Source organism: Rhodococcus ruber NBRC 15591 (genome assembly GCF_001894945.1).
Lineage (GTDB): Bacteria > Actinomycetota > Actinomycetes > Mycobacteriales > Mycobacteriaceae > Rhodococcus > Rhodococcus ruber.
This window is the reverse complement of record NZ_BCXE01000012.1, coordinates 164,070-189,894: the sequence shown is the minus strand read 5'-3', so window position 1 is coordinate 189,894 and position 25,825 is coordinate 164,070. Positions and strand designations below refer to the sequence as shown.

At 73.0% G+C, this 25,825-nt stretch carries 22 protein-coding genes; 7 read left to right on the top strand and 15 right to left on the bottom strand.

Annotation, left to right across the window (positions count from 1 at the left end):
* Nucleotides 1–105: 105 nt before the first annotated feature.
* From RR3_RS08705 to RR3_RS08640, 14 genes are all read right to left on the bottom strand, one after another.
* A complete protein-coding gene (locus RR3_RS08705) occupies nucleotides 106–840 on the bottom strand; it encodes a cell division protein FtsQ/DivIB (protein ID WP_017681762.1) in 735 nt (244 codons plus the stop codon).
* The gene (gene murC / locus RR3_RS08700; RefSeq protein WP_010594390.1) at nucleotides 837–2,369 is read right to left on the bottom strand and encodes a UDP-N-acetylmuramate--L-alanine ligase; all 1,533 of its coding nucleotides are present in this window, start codon (nucleotides 2,367–2,369) and stop codon (nucleotides 837–839) included. Before murC ends, RR3_RS08705 begins: the two co-directional genes overlap by 4 nt.
* Entirely contained in the window at nucleotides 2,366–3,520 is a 1,155-nt protein-coding gene (murG, locus tag RR3_RS08695; protein WP_010594389.1) for an undecaprenyldiphospho-muramoylpentapeptide beta-N-acetylglucosaminyltransferase, read from the bottom strand. The genes murC and murG overlap by 4 nt, the downstream gene beginning before the upstream one ends.
* Nucleotides 3,517–5,007, bottom strand: a complete 1,491-nt coding sequence (gene ftsW / locus RR3_RS08690; RefSeq protein ID WP_010594388.1) for a putative lipid II flippase FtsW — start codon at nucleotides 5,005–5,007, stop codon at nucleotides 3,517–3,519. The genes murG and ftsW overlap by 4 nt, the downstream gene beginning before the upstream one ends.
* Nucleotides 5,004–6,509 carry a UDP-N-acetylmuramoyl-L-alanine--D-glutamate ligase gene (gene murD / locus RR3_RS08685; RefSeq protein WP_010594387.1) on the bottom strand — a complete coding sequence of 502 codons (1,506 nt, stop codon included), beginning with the start codon at nucleotides 6,507–6,509 and terminating at the stop codon, nucleotides 5,004–5,006. Before murD ends, ftsW begins: the two co-directional genes overlap by 4 nt.
* Nucleotides 6,510–6,513: 4 nt before the next feature.
* Nucleotides 6,514–7,596 carry a phospho-N-acetylmuramoyl-pentapeptide-transferase gene (gene mraY, locus RR3_RS08680; RefSeq protein ID WP_003934158.1) on the bottom strand — a complete coding sequence of 361 codons (1,083 nt, stop codon included), beginning with the start codon at nucleotides 7,594–7,596 and terminating at the stop codon, nucleotides 6,514–6,516.
* Complete coding sequence (locus RR3_RS08675; RefSeq protein ID WP_010594386.1) at nucleotides 7,593–9,119, bottom strand: UDP-N-acetylmuramoyl-tripeptide--D-alanyl-D-alanine ligase; 1,527 nt, start codon at nucleotides 9,117–9,119, stop codon at nucleotides 7,593–7,595. Before RR3_RS08675 ends, mraY begins: the two co-directional genes overlap by 4 nt.
* Nucleotides 9,116–10,702: a UDP-N-acetylmuramoyl-L-alanyl-D-glutamate--2,6-diaminopimelate ligase gene (locus RR3_RS08670; RefSeq protein WP_043823060.1), complete on the bottom strand. Its 1,587-nt coding sequence runs from the start codon at nucleotides 10,700–10,702 to the stop codon at nucleotides 9,116–9,118. The genes RR3_RS08675 and RR3_RS08670 overlap by 4 nt, the downstream gene beginning before the upstream one ends.
* A 228-nt stretch (nucleotides 10,703–10,930) precedes the next feature.
* The gene (locus tag RR3_RS08665; protein WP_010594384.1) at nucleotides 10,931–12,778 is read right to left on the bottom strand and encodes a peptidoglycan D,D-transpeptidase FtsI family protein; all 1,848 of its coding nucleotides are present in this window, start codon (nucleotides 12,776–12,778) and stop codon (nucleotides 10,931–10,933) included.
* A gap of 62 nt (nucleotides 12,779–12,840) precedes the next feature.
* Entirely contained in the window at nucleotides 12,841–13,473 is a 633-nt protein-coding gene (gene ftsL, locus RR3_RS08660; RefSeq protein ID WP_010594383.1) for a cell division protein FtsL, read from the bottom strand.
* 137 nt (nucleotides 13,474–13,610) lie between these two features.
* Entirely contained in the window at nucleotides 13,611–14,627 is a 1,017-nt protein-coding gene (gene rsmH, locus RR3_RS08655) for a 16S rRNA (cytosine(1402)-N(4))-methyltransferase RsmH (protein WP_010594382.1), read from the bottom strand.
* 251 nt (nucleotides 14,628–14,878) lie between these two features.
* Nucleotides 14,879–15,310, bottom strand: a complete 432-nt coding sequence (gene mraZ / locus RR3_RS08650) for a division/cell wall cluster transcriptional repressor MraZ (RefSeq protein ID WP_010594381.1) — start codon at nucleotides 15,308–15,310, stop codon at nucleotides 14,879–14,881.
* 458 nt (nucleotides 15,311–15,768) lie between these two features.
* Nucleotides 15,769–16,185, bottom strand: coding sequence for an SCO2097 family morphological protein (locus tag RR3_RS08645; protein ID WP_010594380.1), 417 nt, complete (start codon nucleotides 16,183–16,185; stop codon nucleotides 15,769–15,771).
* A 218-nt stretch (nucleotides 16,186–16,403) separates the two neighbouring features.
* Entirely contained in the window at nucleotides 16,404–16,838 is a 435-nt protein-coding gene (locus RR3_RS08640) for an SAV_6107 family HEPN domain-containing protein (protein ID WP_043805390.1), read from the bottom strand.
* A 301-nt stretch (nucleotides 16,839–17,139) separates the two neighbouring features.
* Here RR3_RS08640 and RR3_RS08635 point away from each other — a divergent pair, with 301 nt between their 5' ends.
* From RR3_RS08635 to RR3_RS08615, 5 genes are read left to right on the top strand one after another with little or no spacing between them, the layout of a single operon-like run.
* Complete coding sequence (locus tag RR3_RS08635; protein ID WP_010594378.1) at nucleotides 17,140–17,739, top strand: GNAT family N-acetyltransferase; 600 nt, start codon at nucleotides 17,140–17,142, stop codon at nucleotides 17,737–17,739.
* Nucleotides 17,740–17,749: 10 nt separating this feature from the next.
* Nucleotides 17,750–19,339 (top strand): phytoene desaturase family protein, encoded by a 1,590-nt coding sequence (locus tag RR3_RS08630; protein WP_010594377.1) that lies wholly within the window; start codon nucleotides 17,750–17,752, stop codon nucleotides 19,337–19,339.
* Complete coding sequence (locus RR3_RS08625) at nucleotides 19,336–20,142, top strand: carotenoid biosynthesis protein (protein ID WP_010594376.1); 807 nt, start codon at nucleotides 19,336–19,338, stop codon at nucleotides 20,140–20,142. The genes RR3_RS08630 and RR3_RS08625 overlap by 4 nt, the downstream gene beginning before the upstream one ends.
* A gap of 31 nt (nucleotides 20,143–20,173) precedes the next feature.
* Nucleotides 20,174–20,875, top strand: a complete 702-nt coding sequence (locus tag RR3_RS08620; RefSeq protein WP_010594375.1) for an LppM family (lipo)protein — start codon at nucleotides 20,174–20,176, stop codon at nucleotides 20,873–20,875.
* Nucleotides 20,876–20,878: 3 nt separating this feature from the next.
* On the top strand, nucleotides 20,879–22,012 hold the full coding sequence (locus RR3_RS08615) for a glycosyltransferase family 2 protein (RefSeq protein WP_064066191.1): 1,134 nt from the start codon (nucleotides 20,879–20,881) through the stop codon (nucleotides 22,010–22,012).
* Nucleotides 22,013–22,064: 52 nt separating this feature from the next.
* Here RR3_RS08615 and metF read toward each other — a convergent pair whose 3' ends face one another.
* A complete protein-coding gene (gene metF / locus RR3_RS08610) occupies nucleotides 22,065–23,033 on the bottom strand; it encodes a methylenetetrahydrofolate reductase [NAD(P)H] (RefSeq protein ID WP_172603580.1) in 969 nt (322 codons plus the stop codon).
* Between the two features lie 207 nt (nucleotides 23,034–23,240).
* Between metF and RR3_RS08605 the strand changes: the two genes are divergently transcribed.
* Complete coding sequence (locus RR3_RS08605; protein WP_040272706.1) at nucleotides 23,241–24,287, top strand: polyprenyl synthetase family protein; 1,047 nt, start codon at nucleotides 23,241–23,243, stop codon at nucleotides 24,285–24,287.
* Entirely contained in the window at nucleotides 24,287–25,819 is a 1,533-nt protein-coding gene (crtI, locus tag RR3_RS08600) for a phytoene desaturase family protein (protein ID WP_017681753.1), read from the top strand. The genes RR3_RS08605 and crtI overlap by 1 nt, the downstream gene beginning before the upstream one ends.
* The last annotated feature ends 6 nt before the right edge of the window (nucleotides 25,820–25,825 follow it).

Genomic DNA, 25,825 nt, shown 5'->3' with positions numbered 1-25,825 from the left:
CTCGACTGGTGCGAAACGCTATGGCACTGTGGCGGCGATCCGCCAGCAGGCGCGCCGACGGCGCGCATGATTTTCGTCCTGGGGCCGCGATCGCCGTCCGCGTCGTCATCGCACCGTCGGCAGGTCGGGCGCCGCCACGTCGTAGGTCTGCCCCGGCTGGGTGAGCAGCGGCAGCACCACCCGGGCCTTGCGATCCGAGCGGTCCACCGTGCCCCACACCACGACCCGGCCGTCGTGCAGGGTGAGCGAGACCTCGGATGCCGACGGAGCGTTCACCTCCCCCACCTGCACACGCAGCTCGGGCGGCAGCGCCGCGAGCACCTCGATCGCCGCGGCCGTCGCCGGGTCGCCGGGACCGGGGGCGGGGGTGACCAGGCGTGGGGTCAGCATGGGCGGCGGCTCGACCGCGAAGTCCACCCCGTCGGCGTCGAGCGAGTGCGTGCCGTCGGGCGCGTCGACGAACACCACTGCCTCCCGCTCGGTCACCGTGACCCGCACGGTGGAGGGGTAGACGCGCTGGACCCGTACGGACGCGGCCCGCGGCAGCGCCGCGACCCGTTGCGCCGCCGCCGCCGTGTCGACCTGCAGCAGCGGTGTGCCCTCCGCGAGTTCGAGACGGGCCAGCACGTCCTCCTGCGGGATCGCCGTCGCCCCCACGACCTCGACGGTCCGCACGGACAGCAGCGGCGACAGCCACGCGATGCCGATCAGGCCGAGTACCGCCGCCACCACCGCCGCACCGATCAGCACCGTCCGCACCCGCACGGACCGGCCCGACGGCCGTCGCGCGGGCCGCGCCGCCCCGCGAGGGCGGATGCGGGTGGTGGCGGCGGGCGTCACGGACCGACCGGTCCCGGTCCGGCGGCAGCTCCCGGCCGCAGCCGGCCGGGCTTGCTGCGCAGGGCATCGAGAATCTGGCGCCCGAGCATGGTCACGTCCCCGGCACCCATGGTGATCACGACGTCGCCGGGACGGCTCAGTCGCGCGACCTGGCGCGGCACGAGGGACAGATCCGGCTGGTAGTGCACGGGCCTGGACACCGACTGCGCGACGAGGGCACCGCTCACGCCCGGTCGCGGCTTCTCGCGCGCCCCGTAGACGTCCAGGACCACGACCTCGTCGGCGAGGTCGAGGGCCGCGCCGAACTCGGTCGCGAAGGTCTCGGTGCGCGAGTACAGGTGTGGCTGGAAGACGACGATCACGCGCGGCCGCTCGGTGCCCGTCTCGGTGTAGCGGACCGGCTCGCCGGCGACCAGCTCCGCGGCCGCGGCGAGAACCGCGCGGACCTCGGTGGGATGGTGGGCGTAGTCGTCGAACACCCGCACGCCGTGTTCGCGGCCGCTGTACTGGAATCGCCGATGCACCCCGCCGAAACCGGCCAGACCCTCGACCGCCTCCTCGACCGGGGCGCCCGCCTCGAGGGAGGCGAGCAGTGCGGCGAGCGCGTTGAGCGCCATGTGCCGGCCGGGAACGGACAGCCGCACCGTGCGCGGTGCCGCCTCGTCGGCCAGGTGGAACTCGGCCACTCCCCCGACGTCCTTGGCCTCCCAGTTGAGCAGACGCACCCCCACCCGCACCCCGTCGACCTCGGCGCCGTCACCGGTCGCCGCCGCCGTGCCGTATCCGGTGACGCGCAGGTCGTCCGGGCGACGGGCCGTCGCGCGTCGCGCCAGGGCGGCCGAGCCGGGGTCGTCGAGGCAGGTCACGAGCAGCCCACCGGGGGCGATACGGTCGACGAAGTCGTCGAACACCTGCACGTACGCCTCTTCGGTGCCGAAGAAGTCGAGGTGGTCGGCCTCGATGTTGGTCACGATCACCACGTCGGGGTCGTACTGGAGGAGCGAACCGTCGCTCTCGTCGGCCTCGGCGACGAACACGTCCCCGCTGCCGTGGTGCGCGTTGGTGCCCGACTCGTTGAGTTCGCCGCCCACGGCGAAGGACGGGTCGAAGCCGCAGTGCTGCAGAGTCACCACCAGCATCGAGGTCGTCGACGTCTTGCCGTGCGTGCCGGCGACCAGGAAGGTGCGGTGCCCGCGCATCAGTGCGGCCAGCACCGCCGGGCGCATCAGGACGGGAACACCGCGTTCGCGGGCGGCGACCAGCTCGGGATTGTCCTGGGGGATCGCGGCGTGCGTCGTCACCACGGCGGTGGGGCCGCCCTCGAGCAGGTCCAGCGCGCTTGCGTCGTGTCCGATGCGCACCGAGGCGCCGCGCGCACGCAATGCCAGCACGCCGCGGCTCTCCTTCGCGTCCGATCCGGAGACCTTCCCGCCGCGAGCGAGCAGGATCCGGGCGATGCCGGACATCCCGGCCCCGCCGATGCCTACCATGTGCACCCGCTCGAGCTCCGGGGGCAGCTGCTCGCTCATCGATCACTCCTGTTCGCTTCCACGCCTGCGACGTCCAGCACGATCCGCGCCACCTCGGCGGCGGCGCTGCGGTGGCCCGCTCCTGCCGCCCGCCGTCCCATCTCGGCCAGGCGGGTGGCGTCACGCAACAGCGGGATCACCGTGTCGGCCACGAACGCCGGGGTCAGTTCCTCGTCCGCCACGATCATCCCACCTCCGGCCGCCACCACCGGCCGGGCGTTGAGTTCCTGCTCTCCGTTGCCGTGCGGCAACGGCACGTACACCGCCGGCAACCCCACCGCGGACACCTCGGCGACGGTCATCGCACCGGAGCGGCAGATCACCGCGTCGGCAGCGGAGTACGCCAGGTCCATCCGTGTCAGGTAGGGCACCGCGACGTAGGGACAACGGTCGTGCTCGGGACGTGCCGGCACGTCGACGGTGTTCTTGGGGCCGTGGGCGTGCAGCACGGCGATGCCCGCGGCGGCGAGCTGCCCGGCGGCACCCGAGACGGCCTCGTTGAGCGAGCGGGCGCCCTGCGAACCGCCGAACACCAGGAGCACCGGCCCGTCCGGGGGCAGCCCGAAGTGGGCCCGGGCCCGGGCGCGCAGCGCGGCGCGGTCCAGCCCCGTGATGGACGACCGGACGGGGATGCCGACGATCTCGGCCTCGCCGCGGCGCACGATGCCCGACCCCGGGACCGCGGCCAGGACGCGGGCCGCGCGCACAGCCCCGATCTTGTTGGCGATACCGGCGCGGGCGTTGGCTTCGTGGACGACGACGGGGATGCGGCGCCGACGGCGCAGCGGCCCGGCACCGGCGGCCAGGTACGCGGGCAGCGCCACGTAGCCGCCGAATCCGACGACGACGTCGGCGTGCACGTGGTCGAGCACCTCGCGGGTCCGGCGAACCGAGGCGAGGACCCGCGCCGGCAGTCGGGCCAGGTCGGCGGTGAGCTTGCGGGGCAGCGGCACCGGGGGGACCAGTTCGAGGGGATAGCCGCGCTGCGGCACGAGGGTGGTCTCCAGTCCCCGTTCGGTGCCCAGCGCGGTGATCGTCGCGGTCGGCACCAACTCGCGGATCGCGTCGGCGACCGCGAGGGCCGGCTCGATGTGCCCGGCGGTACCGCCCCCGGCCACCACCACGGACAGGGCAGACTGCTCGCCGCTCACCTACGGTTTCCTCGCTCTCCGGTTCGTCCGTCTCTGCTGTCGGTCGTGCGCGCCGGGCGTCTCGCCCGGCGAGGGGCCTGGTCCCGCGGCGTCGCGGACTGTGTAGTGCGCCCGCGCGCGCGTTCGTGAGATGCGCGTTCCGGTGGGGCCGGCCGCTTGCGGACCGCCGTGCCGCTGCCCCGCTCGGCGCCGGCCCGGCGCGGCTCGGCCCGGGCGGGATCGGCACGCCGGTCGAGTCGCACGGCCTCGCCGCGCGCCGGGGTGTACTGCTCCGGTTTCGGCAGCCGCAGCAGCCGTCCGAAGCGGCCGTCCTGCCCGGCGTGCAGGGCGGCGACGGCCTCCGGTTCGTGCCGGGCCGCGTTGGCGATCAGACCGAACATCAGCAGCGTCGTCGCAGTGGAGGTGCCGCCGGCCGAGACCAGCGGAAGCTGCAGTCCGGTCACGGGCAGCAGTCCGACGACGTAGCCGATGTTGATGAACGCCTGTCCGATGATCCAGGTGGTGGCGGTGGCGGTGAGCAACCGCAGGAACGGATCGACCGAGCGCAGCGAGATCCGCAGGCCGGCGTACGCGAACAGACCGAACAGGCCGATCACGGCCAGGCCGCCGAGGAAACCGAGCTCTTCACCGATGATGGCGAAGATGAAGTCGTTGTGGGCGTTGGGCAGGTAGCTCCACTTGGCGCGGCTCTGTCCGAGCCCGCGGCCCCAGAATCCGCCGTCGGCCAGGGAGAACTTCGCCTGGCGTGCCTGGTAGCCGATGCCCTGGGGGTCCGCGCCGGGGTTGAAGAAGGCCCGTACACGTGCGGACCGGTACCCGGCGGTCAGGGCGAGGAGCACCGCGAGCCCGGCGGCGGTACCGACGATCGTCAGGAACACCCGCAGCCGCAGACCCGCGAACCAGAGCAGCGCCAGGACGATGATCGCGAGCGAGACGGTGGTGCCCAGGTCCGGCTGGAGGATGATCAGCAGGGTGACCACGAGGGTGGCCGGGACCAACGGAATCATCATCTCGCGGGTGCTGGAGCGCTCCGCGCGGCGCGACGCGAGCAGGTGCGCACCCCACACGGCGATGGCGATCTTGGCCAGCTCGGAGGGCTGCAGCGACACGCCGGCGACGACGAACCACCCGCGGGTGCCCTGCGACTCCGTGCCGATGCCGGGGATGAGCACCAGGACCAGCAGCACGACGGTGACCGCGAACGCCGGGAACGAGAACCGGCGCAGCACCCGCACCGGAACGATCAGGGCGAGGTAGAAGATGACCAGGCCGAGAGCCGCGAAGATCGCCTGCGAGGTGAACAGGCCGTAGGCCGAACCGTTCGTGGCGACGGCCTCGACACTCGACGACGACAGGACCATCACCAGGCCCAGCACGGTGAGCAGCACCGCGATCGTGACGACCAGGTGGAACGAGGCCAGGGGCCGGGCCAGCCACAGCCCGACCCGGTTCCGCGCCGCCCCGTCGGCGGGCTGCGGCGCGTTCACCGCCGCGTCCCGCCCCCGCGCAGTTGCTCGACCGCGGCGGCGAACGCGCGACCACGCTGCGCGTAGTCGGCGAACATGTCCAGCGACGCCGCGGCCGGCGCCAGCAGCACGGTGTCCCCCGCCGTCGCCAGCGACGCCGCCTCGCGCACCGCGGTCCGCATGGCCTCGGGCCCGTCCACACCCGCGAGCGCCACCCGGCGTGCCGTAGTCGGGACCGTCCCCGGTTCGCTCGTGCTCATCGGTCCATCGTCGCGCGTGTCGAGGACGACCACGGGGACGTCGGGGGCGTGTCGCGCGAGCGCGTCGGCGATGCGGTCGGCGTCCCGGCCGAGCAGCACCACCCCGGCGAGACGGGGGGCGACCTCCGCCACCAGGTCGTCGACGTGGGCGCCCTTGAGCAGGCCGCCGGCGACCCATACCACCCGGTCGTGGGCGAGCAGCGACGTGCGCGCCGCGTGCGGATTGGTGGCCTTCGAATCGTCGATGTACGCGACGCCGTCGACGGTGCCGACGGGGGCGGCGCGGTGCGGTCCGACGCGGTGCCGGCGCAGACCGTCGTGCACGGCGGAGGCGGGGACGTCGATCGCCCGGGCCAGTGCCGCGGCGGCGAGCGCGTCGGACAGGCCGGCGGGCCCGGCCGGGGTCACGTCGGCGACCGCAGCGAGCACTGCGGAGTCGGCGAACGCGCGGTCGACCAGAACGTCGCCACTGATGCCGAGCTCACCGGCCTGCGGGTAGCCGAGGGTGAAGCCGACCGTGACGACGGCCCGCGACCGGTCGCGCAGGCTCCCGGCGATCGGATCGTCGAGGCCGAGCACGCCGACGGTGCCGGCCAGCGCTCGCGCCTTGGCGTCGATGTAGCCCGCCATCCCGCCGTGCCAGTCCAGGTGGTCCTCGGCGATGTTGAGGATCACGCCGGCCTCGGGCCGCACCGACGGCGCCCAGTGCAGCTGGAACGACGACAGTTCGACGGCGAGGACGTCGGCGCGGGGTTCTGTGCGGCGCAGCGCGTCGAGCACGGGCAGGCCGATGTTGCCGCACGCCACGGACGCGAGCCCCGAAGCCTCGAGAATCGACTGCAGCATCATCGTCGTCGTGGTCTTGCCGTTGGTGCCGGTGACGACGAGCCAGCGCCGCGGCGGGCCGTAGATCTCGGCCTGGTCGATGCGCCAGGACAGTTCGATGTCCCCCCAGATCGGCACGGCCGCCCCCGCGGCGTGCGAGAGCAGCGGTGCGTCCGGCGCGAAGCCGGGGCTGGTCACGACCAGGGCGTATGCATGCAGCGACGAGGCGTCCGCGACGAGGTCGTCGAGATCGACGGTGTCGGCACCGAGTTCGCGGCAGCGCGCGAGGGCCTGCGGGTCGCGGTCGGCCACGGTCACCGCCGCGCCGAGGTCCGCGAGGGGCCCGAGGGTGGCGCGGCCGGACATCCCGCCCCCGGCGACGAGCACGCGGGCGCCGCGGAGCCGGTCGAGGTCTTGGCGGCGCAGTTCGTCAGTCACGGTGTCAGTCCCCGATCGCCGCTAGGTATTCGCTGTAGAACAGGGCCATGCCGATGGCCGAGGCGATGGCCGCGAGCAACCAGAACCGGATGATCACCGTCGTCTCGGCCCAGCCGCCGAGTTCGAAGTGGTGATGGAACGGCGCCATCCGGAACACGCGACGCCGGCTGGACCGGAACACCGCAACCTGAATGACCACGGACGCCGCCTCGGCGACGAACAGGGCACCGATGACGACCATCAGCAGCTCGGTGCGCGTCGTGACGGACAGACCCGCGAGCATGCCGCCGAGGGCGAGCGAGCCGGTGTCCCCCATGAAGATCTTCGCGGGGGCGGCGTTCCACCACAGGAAACCGATGCACGCGGCGGCGCCGGCGGCGCACAGCAACGCCAGGTCGAGCGGGTCCCGTACGTCGTAGCAGCCCTTGCCGGGGTCGGCGACGCACGAGTTGCGGTACTGCCAGAACGTGATGATCACGTAGGCGCCGAGTACCAGGCTCATCGATCCCGCGGCGAGGCCGTCGAGGCCGTCGGTGAGGTTGACGGCATTGGACCACGCGCTCACGAGCAGGTACACGAAGAGGATGAACACCACCGCACCCATCGAGACCGTGGCGATGTCGCGCACGTAGGACAGGTGGGTGCTGCCGGGGGTGAGCCCGTCGCCGTTGCGGAACTGCAGGGCGAGGATGCCGAAGGCGACGGCGGCGACGAGCTGGCCGACCAGTTTGGCGGTCTTGTTCAGGCCCAGGTTGCGCTGCTTGCGGATCTTGATGAAGTCGTCGAGGAAGCCGACGCCGCCGAGCGCGGTGGTCAGACCCAGCACGAGCAGGCCCGAGGCCGACGGTCCCTCCGCGCCCTCGTAGGCCAGGCCGATGGCGTGCGCGCCGAAGTAGCCGGCCCACAGGCCGGCGAGGATCGCCACGCCGCCCATCGTCGGGGTGCCGCGCTTTGACTGATGGCTCTGCGGTCCCTCGACGCGGATCTCCTGGCCGAATCCCTGCCGCGAGAACGCCTTGATCAGCACCGGCGTCAGCAGGATCGACACCGCCAGTGCGATTCCCGCGGCGAAGAGGATCTGTCTCACCGTGCGGCCTCCGTTTCCGTTCCTGCCGTGCCCACCGATCCTGCGAGGATCGCCTCCGCCACCGTCCACAGCCGGACGGACTGCGAGGCCTTGACCAGCACCAGGTCGCCGGGCTGCAGTTCGCGCTCGAGGAGCGCGATCGCCGCGTCGGCGTCGGGGACGTGGGTCGCCTCGTCGCCCCAGGATCCTTCCATCACCGCACCCTGGTAGAGACCGCGGACCGGACGCGTCGCGCCGACCGCGACGATGCGGGTGACGTCCAGGCGCACCGCGAGCCGGCCGATCGCGTCGTGCTCGACGACCGACTCGTCCCCGAGTTCACCCATCTCCCCCAGCACCGCCCAGGTCCGGCGCGGGCTCTCGCCCGCGCGCGCCATCGTCACCAGCGCCTTGAGCGCCGCGCGCATCGAATCGGGGTTCGCGTTGTAGGCGTCGTCGACGACGGTGACGCCGTCGGCGCGGGTGCGCACGTCCATGCGGTGCGCCGACACCGCGCCGGCGCCGCCGAGCGCGGTCGCGACCTGCTCGAGGGTGGCGCCGCACTCGAGGGCGACGGCCGCGGCCGCGAGGGCGTTGCCGATGTGGTGCTCGCCGTGCACCGCGAGGGTGACCGCGGCGCGGCGCTCGGTGTCGCCGTCGCGCACGACCAGGGTGAACGTGGGCCGGGCGTGCTCGTCGAGGTGGACGTCGGTCGCCCGGACGTGCGCGGCCGGGTCGCTGCCGACGAACACGACGCGGGCACGGGTGCGGGGCGCCATCGCGGCGACCAGCGGATCGTCGGCGTTGAGGATCGCCACGCCGCCCTCCGCGGCGGGCGGCAGGGCTTCGACGAGCTCGCCCTTCGTCCGCGCGATGACCTCCCGGGAACCGAATTCCCCCAGGTGGGCGGTGCCGACGTTGAGTACCGCCCCGATCCGTGGCGGGGCGACGGTGGCGAGGGCCGCGATGTGCCCGGGTCCGCGCGCCGACATCTCCAGGACCAGGAACCGGGTGTCGGGGGTCGCGCGCAGCGCCGTCCACGGATGTCCGAGTTCGTTGTTGAAGGAGCCGGGCGGTGCGACGACGGGACCGAGCGGCGCGAGCACCGCCGCGAGCAGGTCCTTCGTGGAGGTCTTGCCGGCGGAGCCGGTGACGCCGACGACGGTCAGTCCGGCCGCGGTGAGTTCGTCGACCGCGGCGCGGGCGAGGGCACCCAGCGCGGCGAGCACCGCGGCGCCGGAACCGTCGGCGTCGTGCTCGAAAGCCAGCGAGTTGGTCTCGACCGGCGGCACCGGCGGCACCACGACGGCGGGCACACCCACCGGCCGGGCGGCGAGCACCGCGGCGGCACCGGCGGCGATCGCCTCGGCGGCGTGATCGTGCCCGTCGGAACGGGCTCCCGGCAGGGCGAGGAACAGCCCGTGCGGGGTGACCTTGCGGGAGTCGAACTCGACGGTGCCCGTCACCTCGACGGCCGGGTCGTCGACGTCGTGCAGTGTCCCGCCGACCACCTCCGCGATGCGGGCGAGTGTCATCGGGATCATCGGGTGCCTCCGTACTGCTCGCTACCTGCGCCGGTGAACCGGTCGATGGCCGCGGCGAGCACCTCGCGGTCGTCGAAGGGGTGCTTGACCCCGTGGATCTCCTGACCGGTCTCGTGGCCCTTGCCGGCCACGAGGACGATGTCGCCCGGACGTGCCCAGCGCACGGCCGCTTCGATGGCAGCCGCCCGGTCGCCGATCTCGCGGACCTGTCCCCGCTGGTGGTCGGGGACGGCGCGGGCACCGGCGAGCACCGCGGCCCGGATGACCTCCGGGTCCTCGGTGCGGGGGTTGTCGTCGGTGACGACGAGCAGGTCCGCTCCCCGGGCTCCGACCTCACCCATCAGGGGCCGCTTGCCGTGGTCCCGGTCGCCGCCGGCGCCGACGACGACGGCGAGGCGGCCACCGGCCGCCCGCCCGCGCAGCGTCGCGACGACGGCCTCGAGCGCAGCAGGCTTGTGCGCGTAGTCGACGACGGCGAGGAATCCCTGACCGCGGTCGACCCGCTCGACGCGCCCGGGCACGTCGACGTCGGCGATGCCCGCGGCCGCGGCGTCGACGTCGACCCCGGCGGCCGCGCACACCGCGACGGCGAGGGCGGCGTTGGCGACGTTGAAGTGGCCGGGCAGGCGCACCGCGACGCGCCGCTCGGCGGCGTCGGGGCCGGTGAGGGTGAACGTCTGGGAGCCGGACGGATCGGTGCGCACCGCCGTCGCGGTCCAGTCGGCCGCGCCGGTGGTGGCGACGGTGCGCACGGCGTCGGGCTCGGCGGGGTGGGCGGCCCGGGCGATCTCCGCCATCCGCACGCCCCACTCGTCGTCGACGCACACGACGGCGCGGTGCGCCCGTACGGGCGAGTCCGCCGCGAACAACCGGGCCTTCGCGCCGAAGTAGTCGTCGAGGTCACGATGGAAGTCGAGGTGGTCCTGGGACAGGTTCGTGAAGGCACCGACCGCGAAGCGGACCCCGGCGACCCGGCCGAGGGACAGGGCGTGGCTCGAGACCTCCATCACCACGGTGTCGATGCCCTGCTCGCGCATGGCCGCGAACAGGGCGTGCAGTTGCGGAGCCTCGGGGGTGGTGAGCGCGCTGGGCACCCGCCGGCCGGCGAGCCGGGTCTCGATGGTGCCCACCAGGCCGGTCACCCGCCCGGCCGCGGCGAGTCCCGCCTCGACCAGATAGGAGCTGGTGGTCTTGCCGGAGGTGCCGGTGATCCCGACGACCTGGATGTGCTGCGACGGTTCGCCGTAGACGGCGGCGGAGACGATGCCGAGGACCGACCGCGGATCCGGATGGATCAGCACCGGCACGGGACGGGTGACGACGGCGGCGAGGCGTTCGCAGCCGGCGGCGTCGGTGAGGACGGCGACGGCGCCGCGCTCCAGCGCCTCCGCCGCGTACTCGGCGCCGTGCGCGCGGGCGCCCGGCAGGGCGGCGAACAGGTCACCGGGCCGCACCCCCTGGGCGCGGAGGTCGACCCCGGTCACGGACACGTCGGCGACGGGAGTCGTGGCGGCCGCGACGCCCGGTTCGACGGTGCCGACGGTCGCGCCCACGGCGGCAGCAAGGTCGCGGAGTGGCGTCACCGGTGGATGCTCGGGTCTCAGGCCGCCTCCCGGCGGGGACGGGTCCGGACTCGACGGCACAGGCACCAGGCTCCTCTCGCTCCGCGGCAGTGTCTCTGCCGTTCTTCGTACTCCCGCGGCCGCCATGTGCCCGGGCTCGACCGCGGTGTCACGGTACCGACGTGTCAGGTTACCGACGGGTGGCGGCGGCGCCGACAGGTGCTCGGCGATCGACCGCACCCGCGCGGCTCAGTCCACCTGCAGGATCAGTTTGCTGCCCGGGTCGGCCGACAGCGGCACGCCCTCGCGCTGCAGCAACCACGAGGCGATCGTGTGGAACAGCGGTGCGGCGGACTGGCCGCCACTGCCGTCGGCGCTGCGGGTGGGCGCATCGAGCATGATGCCGATCACGTAGCGGGGACGGTCGGCGGGCGCGATCCCGGCGAAGGTGATCCAGTAGTTCGAGTTCGAGTAGCACTTGCAGGCCGGGTCGACCTGCTGGGCGGTGCCGGTCTTGCCCGAGACCTGGTAGCCCTCGATCGCGGCCGGGGTACCGGTGCCGCGCTGATTGCCGGTGTCGTCCTGCACCACGGCTCGGAACATGTCGCGCACCGTGGCGGCGGTCTGCGGGCTGACCACCCGCACCGGCTCCGGCCGGGGTGTTTCGGTGCGGGTGCCGTCCGGGGCCACGACGGCGCGGACGACGCGCGGCGGGATCCGCTCGCCGTCGTTGGCGACGGCCTGGTAGATCCCGGCCATCTGCAGCAGCGTCATGGACAGACCCTGCCCGATCGGCAGGTTGGCGAACGTGCCACCGGACCACTGCTCGCGACTGGGCACGCTGCCGGCGGACTCGCCGGGCAGGCCCACGTCGGTGCGCTGCCCGAGGCCGAACAGGTCGAGCATCTGCGCGAACCGGTCCTCACCGACCCGTTCGGCGAGCATCAGAGTCCCGACGTTGGAGGATTTTCCGAACACACCGGTCGTGGTGTAGGGCACGACGCCGTGGTCCCATGCGTCCTTGACGGTGACGCCGGCCATCCGGATCGTGCCGGGCACCTGCAGCACCTCGTCCGGGGTGGTGAGCCCGTCCTCGATCGCGGCGGCGGCGGTGACGATCTTGTTCACCGATCCCGGTTCGAAGGGGGTGCTGACGGCGGGGTTGCCGAGTTCGGCGTCCTTCGGGTTGTTGCCGACCCCGATCGAGGGGTCGAACGTACCGTCGTTGGCCATGGCGACGACCTCGCCGGTCCGGGCGTCGAGCACGACGGCGGAGGCGTTCTTCGCCCCGGACAGGTCCTTGGCCCGCTGAACCTGCTGCTGCACGTAGTACTGGATGTCGGAATCGATGGTCAGCTCCACCGCGGAGCCGTCGACGGCGGGCTGCTGATCGCGCCAGCTGCCGGGGATCACCGCGCCGTCGGAGCCCCGATCGTACGTCGACGAACCATCGGTGCCGGCGAGCACGGAGTCCATGGCGTCCTCGAGGCCGAGGAGGCCGTGCCCGTCCCAGCCGGTCGCACCGACGAGATTGGCGGCGAGCGCACCGCCGGGATACAGCCGGATGTCCTGACGCTCGAGACCCACCCGGTCGTATTCGTCGACGATCGCGGTGGCAACCGCCGGGTCGACGCCTCGCGCCAGATAGACGAACGTCTCGTCGCTGCGCAGCTTGTCGAGGATCGCGTCCTCGGGAGCGGCCGCGCCCAGCGCCTCGTGGATCGCGGCGGCGACGCCTTCCAGATACGCGTCGGTCTCGGGCTGGGTCGGGTCCTCGGCCCGCGCCTCGTCGAGTTCCCGCCGCACCCGCACGGGCTGGAACGTCAGCGCCTTGGCCTCCATCGTGTAGGCCAGCGGATTGCCGTTCCGGTCGGCGATGGTGCCGCGGGTGGCGGGCTCGACGAGCCGCGTCGTGCGCTGGCTGGCCGATTCGGCGGTCAACTGCGGAGCCTGGACGACCTGCACCCACAGCAGTTGTGCGGCCGCGACCCCGAGCGCCAGGAACATCACCGCGCGGCCGTACCGGTAGCGGAACCGGAACCCGGTGGTGTCGGCCCCGCCGGAGACCCGGCGGGAGCGGGCCCGCCGGACGGGCATCGGCCGGCGGGAGGGGGCGGGGCGGCCGCGGACCGGCCGGGAAGACGGTGGGGTCCCTCGCCTCACCGGCGCCCGTCCTCGGCTTGCGTCGCAGGGGTCACGGGCACCAATTGTTCCGGCTGACCGGGTGCGGCCCCGGCATTGCCGGGCGACGGCGTGGCGGACTCGGGTGCCGGGGCAGACTCGGCGGACGGCGGAGTGAGCGGGGATGTCGTCGCGGTGGGAGCCTCACCGCCGGCAGCACCGGAGGGCGCGGCGGACCGATCGGCGCCGGCCGACGGGGTCACCGGTCGCGGGTTCTCGCTGCCCGCGCTGCCCGCGAGGGGTGGAAGCTGCGCCCGGGTCCGGTCATCGGGGGACGGCGGGTTCAGCGGCGCGGCCGGAGCCCCCTCGGCGGGTGCGGGCGTTCCCACCACCCGTACCCCGCCGTCGTCCCCGACGACGAGCCGGGCGACCTCACCGGTGGGGATCATGCCGAGCTTCGCGGCCTGCATCGCCAGCACCGGCGCCGAGTTGCCGGCCTGGACGTCGCGCTGCAGGACGGCGCGCTCCTGGACGAGGCGCTGGTTGTAGTCGCGCGCGGCGCTGAGCTGGTAGGAGTCCTCCGCGGCGCGCGTGGTCAACAGGAGGGTCACGGCCATGCCGATCCCGAGGAGAGCGATGATGGTGGCCACGAACGGAATTCGCGCCGCCACACGACCGCTGCGGCGGGCCCGGGCGGGGGTCGTCGACTCCGCGGCCAGATGTGCCGTACGCCGACTGCGCCGCTGATAGGCGCGCTGGGCGGCCGTCGATCGCGCCGGACGGCGGGCAGGTGCTGCCACCTGTACGGTCATCGGTACCTCCTGGCGATTCGTTCCGCGGCACGCAGGCGCACCGGCGCCGAACGCGGGTTTGCCTCGATCTCCTGCTCCGTCGCCCGTTCCGCGCCGCGGGTAAGCACCCGCAGCTCGGGCTCGGTACCCGGAAGTTCCACCGGGAGGCCCTCGGGGCTCTTCGACTTCGTCAGCGGCGTGAGGATCTGCTTGACCACACGATCCTCGAGGGACTGGTACGACATGAACACCACCCGTCCCCCGACGGCGAGCGCATCCAGGGCGTCCGGGATCGCGGCCCGCAGCGAGTCGAGTTCGCCGTTGACCTCGACGCGCAGCGCCTGGAACGTGCGCTTGGCGGGATGCCCGCCGGTTCGGCGGGACGCGGCCGGGATGGTCCGGTAGAGCAACTCCACCAGCTCCCCGCTCGTGCGCAGCGGCGCCTTCGCCCGCTGGCGCACGATCTCCGAGGCGATCTTCCCGGCGAACCGCTCCTCCCCGTAGGTGCTGAGGATGCGGGCGAGGTCGCCGTGGCTGTAGGTGTTGAGGACGTCGGCCGCGGTCATCCCCGTGGTGGGGTCCATGCGCATGTCCAGCGGGGCGTCGCGGGAGTAGGCGAAGCCCCGCTCGGTCTCGTCGAGCTGCATCGAGGACACGCCGAGGTCGAACAGGATCGCATGGACGGATCCGACCCGATCCAGTCCGCAGGAGGCGAGGGCGTCGGCGATGCCGTCGTAACGGGTGTGCACGAACTGCGTGCGGTCGGCGTACGGTGCGAGCCGCCGGCGGGCGACGGCGAGGGCGTCGGGGTCGCGATCGAGTCCGATCAGGTGCGCCCCTGGGTAGGTGCGCAGGAAGTGCTCGGAGTGTCCGCCGAGACCGAGGGTGGCGTCCACGTAGATCGCGCCCGCACCGGCGGCTTCGAGGGCGGGGCCGAGCAACTCGTCGGCGCGGTCGAGCAGAACGGGGACATGACCGAAGCTCTCCGGACTCGCGGCCTCCGGAATCGCCGCCGCGTCCTGCCCCTCCGCCATTCTTCCTCCGGTTGTCCTGCTCGGTTCGTGGGCGATCGGATCGTGGCTTCGGTGGGGGTCGCGGCGGGGTCCGGAGACGACCGCGGCGAATGCATCGAGGTCTCTGTCCGAACTGGAAACCTGGCGTTGGGGAAGTACGTCAGGGTTCCGTTTCACGAACCTGGCACTGGGGAAGTGTGTCAGGGTCGCTGTCGGGCAGAGGCCTCGCGGCACTCGCCGCGGTGGCACTACGGTCGTTGCTGCGGTTCCGGTCACAGAATGTCGTGCAGGGCCTCGTCTCTCGCTTCGGAAAATTCTTCCTCGTGCTCGGCGAGGTACTGCTCCCACGCCGCCGCGTCCCAGATCTCCAGATGTTTGACGGCACCGATCACGACGCAGTCCTTCGTGAGTCCCGCGTACTTGCGGTGGGCCGCGGACAGGGTGATCCGGCCCTGCGCATCGGGACGTTGCTCGTCGGTTCCCGCCGCCAGGCTCCGAAGGAACGCGCGGGCCTGCGGATTACTCCGCGAGGCCGCGGCGGCACGCTCGGCCAGGGCGGCGAACTCGTCGCGCGGGAAGACGGAAAGGCTGTGGTCCTGACCCTTCGTGATCATCAGCCCTCCCGCCAGTTCGTCTCGGTACTTCGCGGGCAGCGTGAGCCGCCCCTTGTCGTCCAGCTTGGGCGTGTGGGTACCGAGGAACACTCGACACCCCCCGCCACGCCCCGGCCGGACCCTGTCCTTCGCTCGACGGAGGAACCCCTCCGCCGCGACCCACACTACCCCACTTTCCCCCACGTTCAACCGCTTACGCGCCCACGCGCGGCGCCGTTTTCCGACCGTCCGCAGTTCACGGCGGGTGGGGCGGAGTGGGTGACGACGACGAGGCCGGTGCCGCCGCGCCGCGGGAGACTCGGGCCCGCCGCGAGACGACGGACTCGGGACCGGGAGAACACCCTGGTCGCCTCGGCCTCGACGGCCGCTCACCGGAGCCGGGCGCCGCAGTGGGGCGCGGTGGGGCACGGCGGTGGGGAGAGGTGGGGGACGACGGTCGGGCGCGGTGGGGGCGGCGGGCCGCCCGCCGCCGCGCCGGGAGAAGCCGAACGGCGCGCCCCGGTTACCGGGACGCGCCGTTCATGGGAACTCGCGTGAAGTACTGCGCGCTACTCCTGCTCGAAACGCCGACGGAAGCGGTCCTCCATCCTCTTGCTGAACCCTCCGCCGGACTTGCGGCCGCCGCGGGATCTACCTTCCGCGGGACCGCGACCTGATCCGCGGGGACCGTCGCCGACGCCTGGACCGCGCTTGCCTCCGAGGAGGAGCAGGACCCCCGCGCCGAACATGACGATGAATCCGACGAGACTGATGATCGGGAACCCGCCCGGCTTCACCGGGAGGGCGACGCCCGCGATCAGCAACGCCAAACCCAGTGCGAACAACGCGCCGGCCTGGAGCCGACGCCGACTGGACGCCATCCCCATCCGGCTTCCCCGGACGGTAGAGGCGAACTTGGGATCCTCAGCATAGAGCGCGCTCTCGATCTGTTCGAGCATGCGCTGCTCGTGCTCGGAGAGTGGCACGGTACCTCCCCCGGCACTAAACGGTGGCCGCCGGATCTGCGGTCCAGATCGACGGGGGGCCGACTTTGACGGCCGCCTGGCTCAATAATACGAGTACATCCCGGCGGGGACCACCAACTGCGGATTCGAGTTCGATCACGGTTCCGAAGGACCTGCATACGAGAGGCCGACGGACCCGGCCCGGGCCGTCGAACGACCCGGGCTGCGTCGCACATCGATCATGCGCTGCGGCGGCCGGCTCCGGAGCCGGGTTCTGCGCCCCCCGAGCGGTCGTCGGCGCCGGTCAGGTAGTCCTCGACCTCGTGGAGGAAACGGCCCACCTCGTCGTAGAAGCGGCTCGCCTCGTCGGCAGGTACGGAGCGGGTGACCCCCGCCTCGATCGCCGCGCGCGTGTCGGAACGATCGGCGAAGAAGTCGGCCCAGACCGCGAATCCCGGCTCCGCGCGCGCCATGAGCACCCACGCGTTGCGAGTGCGGGGCCGACGCGCCGGCCGGTGGACCGCCCGCAGTTCGGCCCCCGCGAGTACGGCCCCGGCCCCGCGCAGCGCGGCGAGATACGCCAGATGGAACCGCTCGGACGGCTCCGGGGTGCCGGCGGCGGCCGACAGCAACTCGTCCGCACGGTCGAGCAGGGTTGCCGCGCGCGAGGACACCGGGCGGGCGGCGCAGTCCGGACGGCCGACGGCCCGCGGACCGGTAGCACCCGACGGTGTGGCAGCCGACGGTGTGGCAGCCGACGGTGTGGCAGCGGACTGTGTGGTTCGTGCCGCGGTCATCATTCCGAACACCTCCCTGCACCCCGCCGGGCACCGGCCGGGTCACGGCCCCGACGATCCGGTGATGTTCGCTTCCCTCGAACATCACCGGATCCCCGGTATCGAACATCCGTTCGACGTATTCAATATAGCTGCACCTACCGACACGCAGTCAAGGGAAGGCGGTCCAGTCCCCGTCATGAGTACGGATGCGACCCCGCGGGGCGCGGCACCGATCGTCGTCGATCTCTCCGCCGCCGAGTTCCGCGCGCGACTGCCCGAGGTGCTGCCCATCTACGTGGCCGCCATGCGATACCCGCGCGGCACCGAGTACCACCGCGCGCCCATGTGGTCCGAACACTCCGCCCGCCCGGGATGGAAGGCCGTCGCGGCGGCTCTGCCGGAGGAGCCGTCGACGCTCGTCGCGATCGCCTACGGCTATTGCGGGTCACCACACCAGTGGTGGAACCAGCAGGTGCGGACCGGGATGCGCCACGCCGGCTACCCCCCGGAGACGATCGACGCCGTCCTCGGCGACTACTTCGAACTGACCGAGCTGCACGTGCGGCCGGACGCCCAGGGTCACCGTATCGGCGAGGCGCTCCTGCGCCGGCTGCTGAGCGACCGTCCCGAGCGCACGGTGCTGCTGTCGACTCCCGAGGCACCCGGCGAGGACAACAGGGCCTGGCGGTTGTACCGGCGATTCGGGTTCCGCGACGTCGTCCGCCACTTCCGGTTCACCGGGGACGCCCGTCCCTTCGCCGTCCTGGGCCGGGACCTTCCGCTCGAAGGTCCGTAGCGTGGACAGGGTGATCGACGCGGTCGTAGTGGGTTCCGGGCACAACGCCCTGGTGAGCGCGTGCTACCTCGCCCGCGCGGGCCGGTCCGTGGAGGTGCTCGAGCGGGACACCGTACTCGGCGGCGCCGTGTCGACCGTGGAACGCTTCCCGGGGCACGCGGTCGACCGCGGTTCGTCGGCGCACGTCATGATCCGGCACACCGGCATCGTCGAGGAACTCGATCTGGCCGCGCACGGCCTGCACTATGTCGACTGCGACCCGTGGGCGTTCGCTCCCGCCCCGGCGGGCAGCGACCGCCCGGGGATCGTCTTCCATCGCGATCTCGACCGCACGTGCCGATCCGTCGAGGCCGCGTGCGGTCCACGCGAGGCCGACGCCTACCGCCGCTTCGTGACGGTGTGGGGTCCGCGCAGCGCCCGCGTGATGCGCTCGTTCTCGGCGCCGCCGACCGGCCGGCACCTGCTCTCGTCCTTCTGGGGTCTCGACACCGGCAGCGGCGGTAGCGACCTCTCCCGCCAGTTCCTCGGCACCGGCGACGCCCTCCTCGACGAGTACTTCGACGACGAACCGCTCAAAGCCGCCCTCGCCTGGTTCGGCGCCCAGTCCGGGCCCCCGATGTCCGAGCCCGGCACCGCACCCATGGTCGGCGTCGCGGCGTTGATGCACACCCTGCCGCCCGGCCGGGCGATCGGCGGGAGCGGCGCGCTGACGCAGGCCCTGGCCGCCCGTCTCGGGTCCGACGGTGGCGTCGTCGCGCTCGGCGACGCCGTCACCGAGATCCGCCGCGCCGGGGACGGCTGGGCGGTCCGCACCGATTCCGGACGGGTCGTCACCGCGCGCGCCGTGATCGCCGGTTGTCACGTGCTGACCACGTTCGATCTGCTCGAACGCGGCGGATTCGACCGCGCCCGCCTCGACGCGTGGCGGCGACGGATCCGCGTCGGTCCGGGTATCGGCATGGTGGTACGCCTGGCGACCGACGCGCTGCCCCGGTATCCGAGTGGTCCCGCCGATGCCGCCGAGACCGTGCGCGGTCTGCAGCTGCTCGTCGAGGACCGGGCCCGGCTCCGCCTCGCGCACGGCGCCGCCCTGGCGGGGGAACTGCCGCCGCGACCGGCCGTGCTGGCCATGAGTTTCACGGCGCTCGATCCGTCGATCGCCCCGCCCGGCGAACACCAGGTGACCCTGTGGTCGCAGTGGCACCCGTACCGGCTCTCCGGCGGCCGGCAGTGGTCCGCGCTGGCCGAGTCGGAGACGGATCGGATCGTCGCCGAGATGGAGCGGTTCGCGCCCGGCTTCGCCGGCTCCGTCCGGCACCGGCACATCCAGACGCCGCACGAGATCGAACGCGAACTGGGCCTGCTCGGCGGCAATGTCATGCACGTGGAGATGTCGCTGGACCAGATGTTCATGTGGCGGCCGCTGCCGGAGCTGTCCGGGCACCGGGTCCCGGGCGCCGACGGGGTCTATCTGACCGGCGCGTCCACCCACCCCGGGGGCGGGGTCTCCGGCGCGAGCGGACGCGCTGCCGCGCAGCGCGCGCTCGCCGATTCCGCGGGTGGCCCGGTGCGCCGTGCGCTGGGGCGGTGGCGTCGATGAACCGGCTTCCCGTCGTTCTCGCCGGCGGTGCCATCGCCGCGCAGATCGCCTACCCGCTGACCTCCGGCCAGGCCCGCGACCTCGTCACCGTCGCCGTGGTCACCCTCCTCGCGGCCGCCGGGCTCGCGCACGCGGCGACGCGACGCGGCCCGGTCTGGACCGCCGGATTCTTCGCGATCACGGCAGGTGTCGGCTTCGCCTCCGAGGTGGTGGGCACGGCGACCGGGTACCCGTACGGCTGCTACGCATACGCCGTCGACCGGCTCGGTCCCGCGCTGTTCGACGTGCCCCTCGTGGTGCCGCTCGCCTGGACGGCGGGGATGTACCCGGTCTGGTACGTGGCCTCGCTGCTCGCCGGGCGCGGCGGGATCTCGCGGCCGGACGGGAACCGCGAGCGGGTGACCCGCATCGCGCTCACCACGGTGGGGATGGTCGGCTGGGACCTGTACCTCGATCCGCAGATGGTCTCCGACGGTCAGTGGAGCTGGTGCAACGGCGGCGGCCTGCCCGGTCTCGAGCAGATCCCGCTCACCAACTACCTCGGCTGGATCGTCGTCGCCACGCTGATGGCCGTGGGATTGGATCTGCTCGACCGGACCGGACCGGTGCAGCCGGGCACCGACACCGTCCCACTGGTGCTGTTCCTGTGGACGTGGCTCGGGTCCGCGCTCGCCCACAGCGTCTTCCTGGGCGTACCCGAGCTGAAGTACTCGGCTCTCTACGGGGCGGCGGTCATGAGTACGCTCGGCGTCCCGCTGCTGTGGTCCCTGCGGCGACGCGCCGGGGTAGGGGCTCGCGTCTGACACGTCCCCCCGCTCCTGGCACGATGTCGCTGTGCAGCCGCCCACCTCGCCCCGCTCCCGCCGCCGGTCCCTCGCGGCGGCGGCGCTCCTGCTCCTGCTCGTCCCTGTCCTCGCCGGGTGCCTGCGGGTGCAGGCGACGATGGGGGTCTCGGCCGACGACCGTGTCTCCGGGCAGATCGTGGCCGCGACGATCCCCGCCGACGAGAACGACAAGGGACCGCAACTGACGGCTCCCGACTCGCTCGCCGGCAAGGTCCGCGTGCAGGAGTACGACCAGGACGGGTACGTCGGTAGTCAGGTGTTCTTCAGTGATCTGAGCTTCGGGGACGTGCAACAGCTGGGGTCGATGTCGGACCAGACCTCGGGCACCTTCCAGCTCGCGCTGCAGCGCGCCGGCGACCTGGTGAGCGTCAACGGCAAGGTCGACCTCGAGTCGGTACCCGTCCAGGGCACCGACGTGCAGATCACGATCGCGTTCCCGGCCCGGGTCGCGACGACCAACGGCAACCGTGACTCCGATTCGATCGTCACGTGGAAGCTGCCGGCCGGGGAGGTGAGCACGTTGCGCGCCGAGGTCCGCTACGCCGATCCGAACACCAGGGGATTCGCCGGCTGGGCAGGCATCGTCGCCGGTGTCACGACGGGTGTCGCGGCGATCATCGGAGCGCTCGCCTGGATGAACCGCAACCCCGCTCCCCCGCGGCGAGCTCGCGACGACGCGACGGCGTCGTAGGCGATGCGGGCGCTGGTCGGCGTCGTCCGTGCCGGGGCCGTCGCCGCGACACTGGGAGCCGCCGTGGCTGTCGCCAATCGCCTCACCCTGCCCAGGCTCGCCCCCGGCGCTGTCGTCGACGAACCGGTGACGGTGATCGTCCCCGCCCGCAACGAAGCCCGTCGCCTGCCCCCGCTCGTCGCGGATCTGCGCGCCCAGCGCGGTCTGCGCCGGCTGCGGGTGGTGATCTTCGACGACGACTCGGTCGACGGCACGACCGAGGCGGCCCGGCTCGCGGCCGGGGACGATCCCCGCGTCACGGTGATCCGCTCGACCGCGCCACCACCCCCCGGGTGGACGGGCAAGGCCGCGGCGTGCGCACGTGCCTACGCGGCCACCGATCCGTCCGGCGTGGTCGCCTTCGTCGACGCGGACGTGCGGTTGGCCCCGGGTGCAGTGGCGGCCGCGGTGACCGTGCTGCGCGACCGCCGGGCCCACCTGCTCACCCCGTGGCCCTTCCAGCAGGCCGGGTCCGCCGCCGAACGCCTCGTACAGCCGCTGCTGTTCTGGTCCTGGTTCGCGACGCTGCCGATCGCGGTGTCCCACCGCTCGAACCGACCGTCGATGGCGGTCTCGTGTGGTCAGTTCCTGGTGTTCGACGCGTCGGCGTACGCCGCCGTGGGCGGACACGTCGCCGTCGCGGCCAGCCCCACCGAGGACCTCGACCTCGCCCGGGCTCTGCGCCGGTCCGGGCGGCGCACCATGGTGGCCGCGGCCGGCAACCTCGCGTCCTGCCGGATGTACGAGGGCGCAGCGCCGCTGCGCGCCGGATACACGCGTTGGCTGTGGTCGGCATTCGGTTCCCCCGCCGGGTCCGCGGCGGTGCTCGTCGCTGCCGCGGTGACCTACGTGCTGCCGCCCGTGGCGGTTGTTCTCGGTCCCGGACCGGCCCGGCGCTGGGGGGTCGTGGGCACCGCCGCGGCGATCGTGTCCCGGACCGTGGCCCGGGCGACCGAACGCGGCGGCCCCGACCGGTCCGACGTGGCGGCCGGCTGCACCCACCCGTTCGCGGTGTGCGCGTTCGCGGCGCTGGCGATCGACTCGCTCCGTGCGCGACGCACCGGCCGGCTCGGCTGGAAGGACAGGCCCCTGCCCTGAGTGCCCCTGCCCTGAGTGCCACTGCCCTGAGTGCCCCGCTCCGAGCGTCCGGTCAGACCGCCGTGGGCACCGCGATGCCGAGACGGGCGAGCACTTCGCGGGTGGCCCGCGCGAAGTTCAGGGTGATGAAGTGCAGGCAGGGCGCGCCCTCGGCGATGAGCCGCTCCGCCATCTCGGTGGCGACGTCGATGCCCACTTCCCGCACGGCGGCACGGTCCTCCTCCGGGCCGTTCCCGGCGGCCCGGACGAGGCGCTCTTCGAGGGTGGCCGGGAGCTTCGACCCGGACAGCTCGAGGCTGCGCCGCGCCGTGCGCAACGACGTGATCGGCATGATCTCCGGGATGATCGGTTTGGCTCCCTGCTCCGGATCGTAGGCCACGACCCGGTCCCGCAGTCGCAGGTAGTCCTCGACGTCGAAGAACATCTGGGTGATCGAGTACTCGGCGCCCGCGCGCAGCTTGTGGACGAGATACCGCGTGTCGTGCTCGAGGTCCGGGGAGCGGTGGTGCGCCTCGGGGAACGACGCCACCCCCACATGGAAGTCACCGAGGTCGCGGACCAAACGGACGAGTTCCTCCGCGTACTCGAGCCCCTGCGGATGCCGGGTCCATTCACCCAGCGGATTGCCCGGCGGGTCACCTCGCAACGCGAGGATGTTGGTGATACCGCGATCGGCGTAGGCACCGACCATGGCGCGCAGTTCGTCGATGCTGTGCCCGACGGCGGTCAGGTGCGCGACCGGCAGGAGCGTGGTTTCCTGCGCCAGCTGACCGGTGACCCGCACGGTGCGGTCCCGGGTGGAACCACCCGCTCCGTACGTCATCGACACGAAGGCCGGGCCGAGGCGTTCGAACTCGCGCACGGCGCGCCACAGGCGCGCCTCCGCGTCGGCGTCGCGCGGCGGGGAGAACTCCACCGAGAACGGGATGCGTGCGCCGCGGGGCGCACGGAGACGGTCCACCACCGACGGCGTACGGGATTCTCCACCGCCGACCGGCCCGCTGTCGGAATCGAATGTCACCCGACCAGCATAGGGGCACGTCGGAGCGGGCCGAACCGGGGCAAGCCCCCCGGCCGCCGGATAGGCTGGGCGCGGGTGGACTCGGCGCGTTTCGTCGCGCGATCGGGCCGCACCCGCCGTCGCCCGACGGGCCGCTCCACACACGACCAGGAGGACGCCCTGTTCACCGGATCCGAACCCGTGCCCACCGCCTTGTTCCCCGATCTCGTGGAGGGCGCCCTGCGCGACTTCTTCGTCTCGCGGATCGATCTCGTCGAGCCGATCGGCGGTGGCTATCCCGAGGCCGTGACGGCACTCGAGTCCTTCGTGCTGCGCGGCGGCAAGCGGGTGCGTCCGGCGTTCGCGTGGAACGGCTGGATCGGCGCCGGCGGCGATCCGTCCGGTCTCGACGCACCCGCCGTGCTGCGGGCCTGTTCGGCACTCGAACTGGTGCAGGCCTGCGCCCTGGTCCACGACGACATCATCGATGCGTCCACCACCCGTCGTGGCTTCCCGACCGTGCACGTCGAATTCGCCGAGCAGCACCGCGCATCGGGCTGGCGGGGCCGGCCCGAGCAGTTCGGTACCGCCGTGGCCATCCTCCTCGGTGACCTCGCTCTGGCCTGGGCCGACGACATGGTCCGGGAGGCCGGATTGGATTCGGCCACGACCGCGCGGATCGCACCGGTGTGGTCGGCGATGCGCACCGAGGTCCTCGGCGGGCAGTTCCTCGACATCGCGGGCGAGGTGTCCGCCGACGAGTCCGTGCCCGCTGCGATGCGTGTCAACCGGTTCAAGACCGCCGCGTACACGATCGAGCGGCCCTTGCATCTCGGCGCCGCGCTCGCCGGCGCCGACGACGCGCTGATCACCGCCTACCGGGAGTTCGGCACCGATATCGGGCTCGCCTTCCAGCTTCGCGACGACCTGCTCGGCGTGTTCGGGGATCCGGAGGTCACGGGCAAGCCGTCCGGTGACGACCTGCGGTCGGGCAAGCGGACGGTGTTGTACGCGCTGGCCCTGGAATCCGCCGACGCCCGGGATCCCGAGGCCGCCCGGCTGCTGCGCGAGAGTATCGGTTCGGACCTGTCCGACGCGGACGTCGAGAGGTTGCGGACGGTCATCACCGAGCTCGGAGCCGTGGACCGGGTGGAGCGGCGCATCGCCGCGCTCACCGACGCCGCGCTGGCGACGCTCGACGGCTCGGGCGCGACGGACGAGGGCAAGGCCCGCCTGCGGGCGGCGGCGCTCGACGCGACGCGGCGGGCCGCCTGATGCGCACCGTGACGGGCGCCGAGCGCGTGGTCGTCGTCGGCGCCGGCCTGGCCGGGCTCTCGACGGCGCTGTACCTGCTCGGCGCCGGCCGCAAGGTGACCGTCCTCGAACGCGAGGCGACCGTCGGCGGCCGGGTGGGGGTGCACACCGGACCCGGTTACGAGATCGACAACGGCGCCACCGTGCTCACCATGCCGGAACTCATCGCCGACGCCTTGGCGGCGGTCGGCGCCGACTTCGAGTCCGTCACCCCGGCGGTACGGCTGCGCCGGCTCGCCCCGGCGTACCACGCCCGGTTCGCCGACGGCACGACCCTCGACGTGCACACCGATCCGGACGCGATGGTCGCCGAGATCACCCGGGTGTGCGGGGCCGAGGAGGCGCAACGCTACCTTCGGCTGCGCTCCTGGCTCGCGGAGATCTTCGACGCCGAGTTCGACCGGTTCATGGCCGGGAACTTCGACTCCCCCCTCGACCTGGTCGCCTCCCCCGCGGCGGTGCGGGACCTGGCGACGCTGCTCCGGCTGGGAGGGTTCGGCCGGCTCGGGGCCCAGGTGAACCGCCGGATCACCGACCCGCGGTTGCGCCGCGTGTTCACTTTCCAGGCGCTGTACGCGGGCGTCGCACCCGCCCGGGCCCTGGCGGTGTACGGCGCCATCGCCCACATGGACACCTCCCTCGGCGTGTATGCGGTGGAGGGTGGCATGCGGGTGCTGGCCCGCGCGATGGCCGACGCGATCGTCGCTGCCGGCGGGGACCTGCGCCTCGGCACCGAGGTCACGGGTCTCGACTTCGACGGCCGCACGGCTACCGCCGTGCGCACCGCCTCGGGGGAACGCGTGCTGTGCGATGCCGTGGTGCTGAGCCCGGACCTGCCGGTCGTGGACAGGCTGCTGCCGCCACGTCGGCGGCGCCGCGTGCTCGCGTCACCGTCGGCCGTGGTGCTGCACGGGAGCGTGCCGTCCGCCGTTGCCGCGCGTTGGCCCGCGACCCACCACCACACCATCGACTTCGGGGCGTCGTGGGAGGAGACGTTCGCCGAGATCAGCGCGGGACGCGGCCGCGGCCGGCTCATGAGCGACCCGTCGCTGCTGATCACCCGGCCGGCGTTGAGCGACCCGGGTCAGGGCTTCGTCCGCGACGGCGTCCGGCACGAGCCGTTGTCGGTGCTCGCGCCGTGCCCCAACCTGGACAGCGCCCCGTACGACTGGTCCGCTCTGGCCGACCCGTACGCCGCCGAACTGCTGACCGTCCTCGGCCGGCGCGGATACGACGGCGTCGCCGACGAGTTCCGCATCGACCACATCGACACCCCGGCCACCTGGCAGGCCCGGGGCATGCTGGAAGGCAGCCCGTTCTCCGGGGCGCACGTCTTCCGGCAGACCGGCCCGTTCCGGCGGCGGAACCTGGATCCGCGCCATCCCAACGTCGTGCTCGCGGGCTCCGGGACCGTGCCGGGGGTCGGCGTGCCGACGGTCGTTCTGTCGGGCCGGCTCGCGGCCGAGCGGCTCGGGGTCCGCACCTCGCGGTGAGTGGTG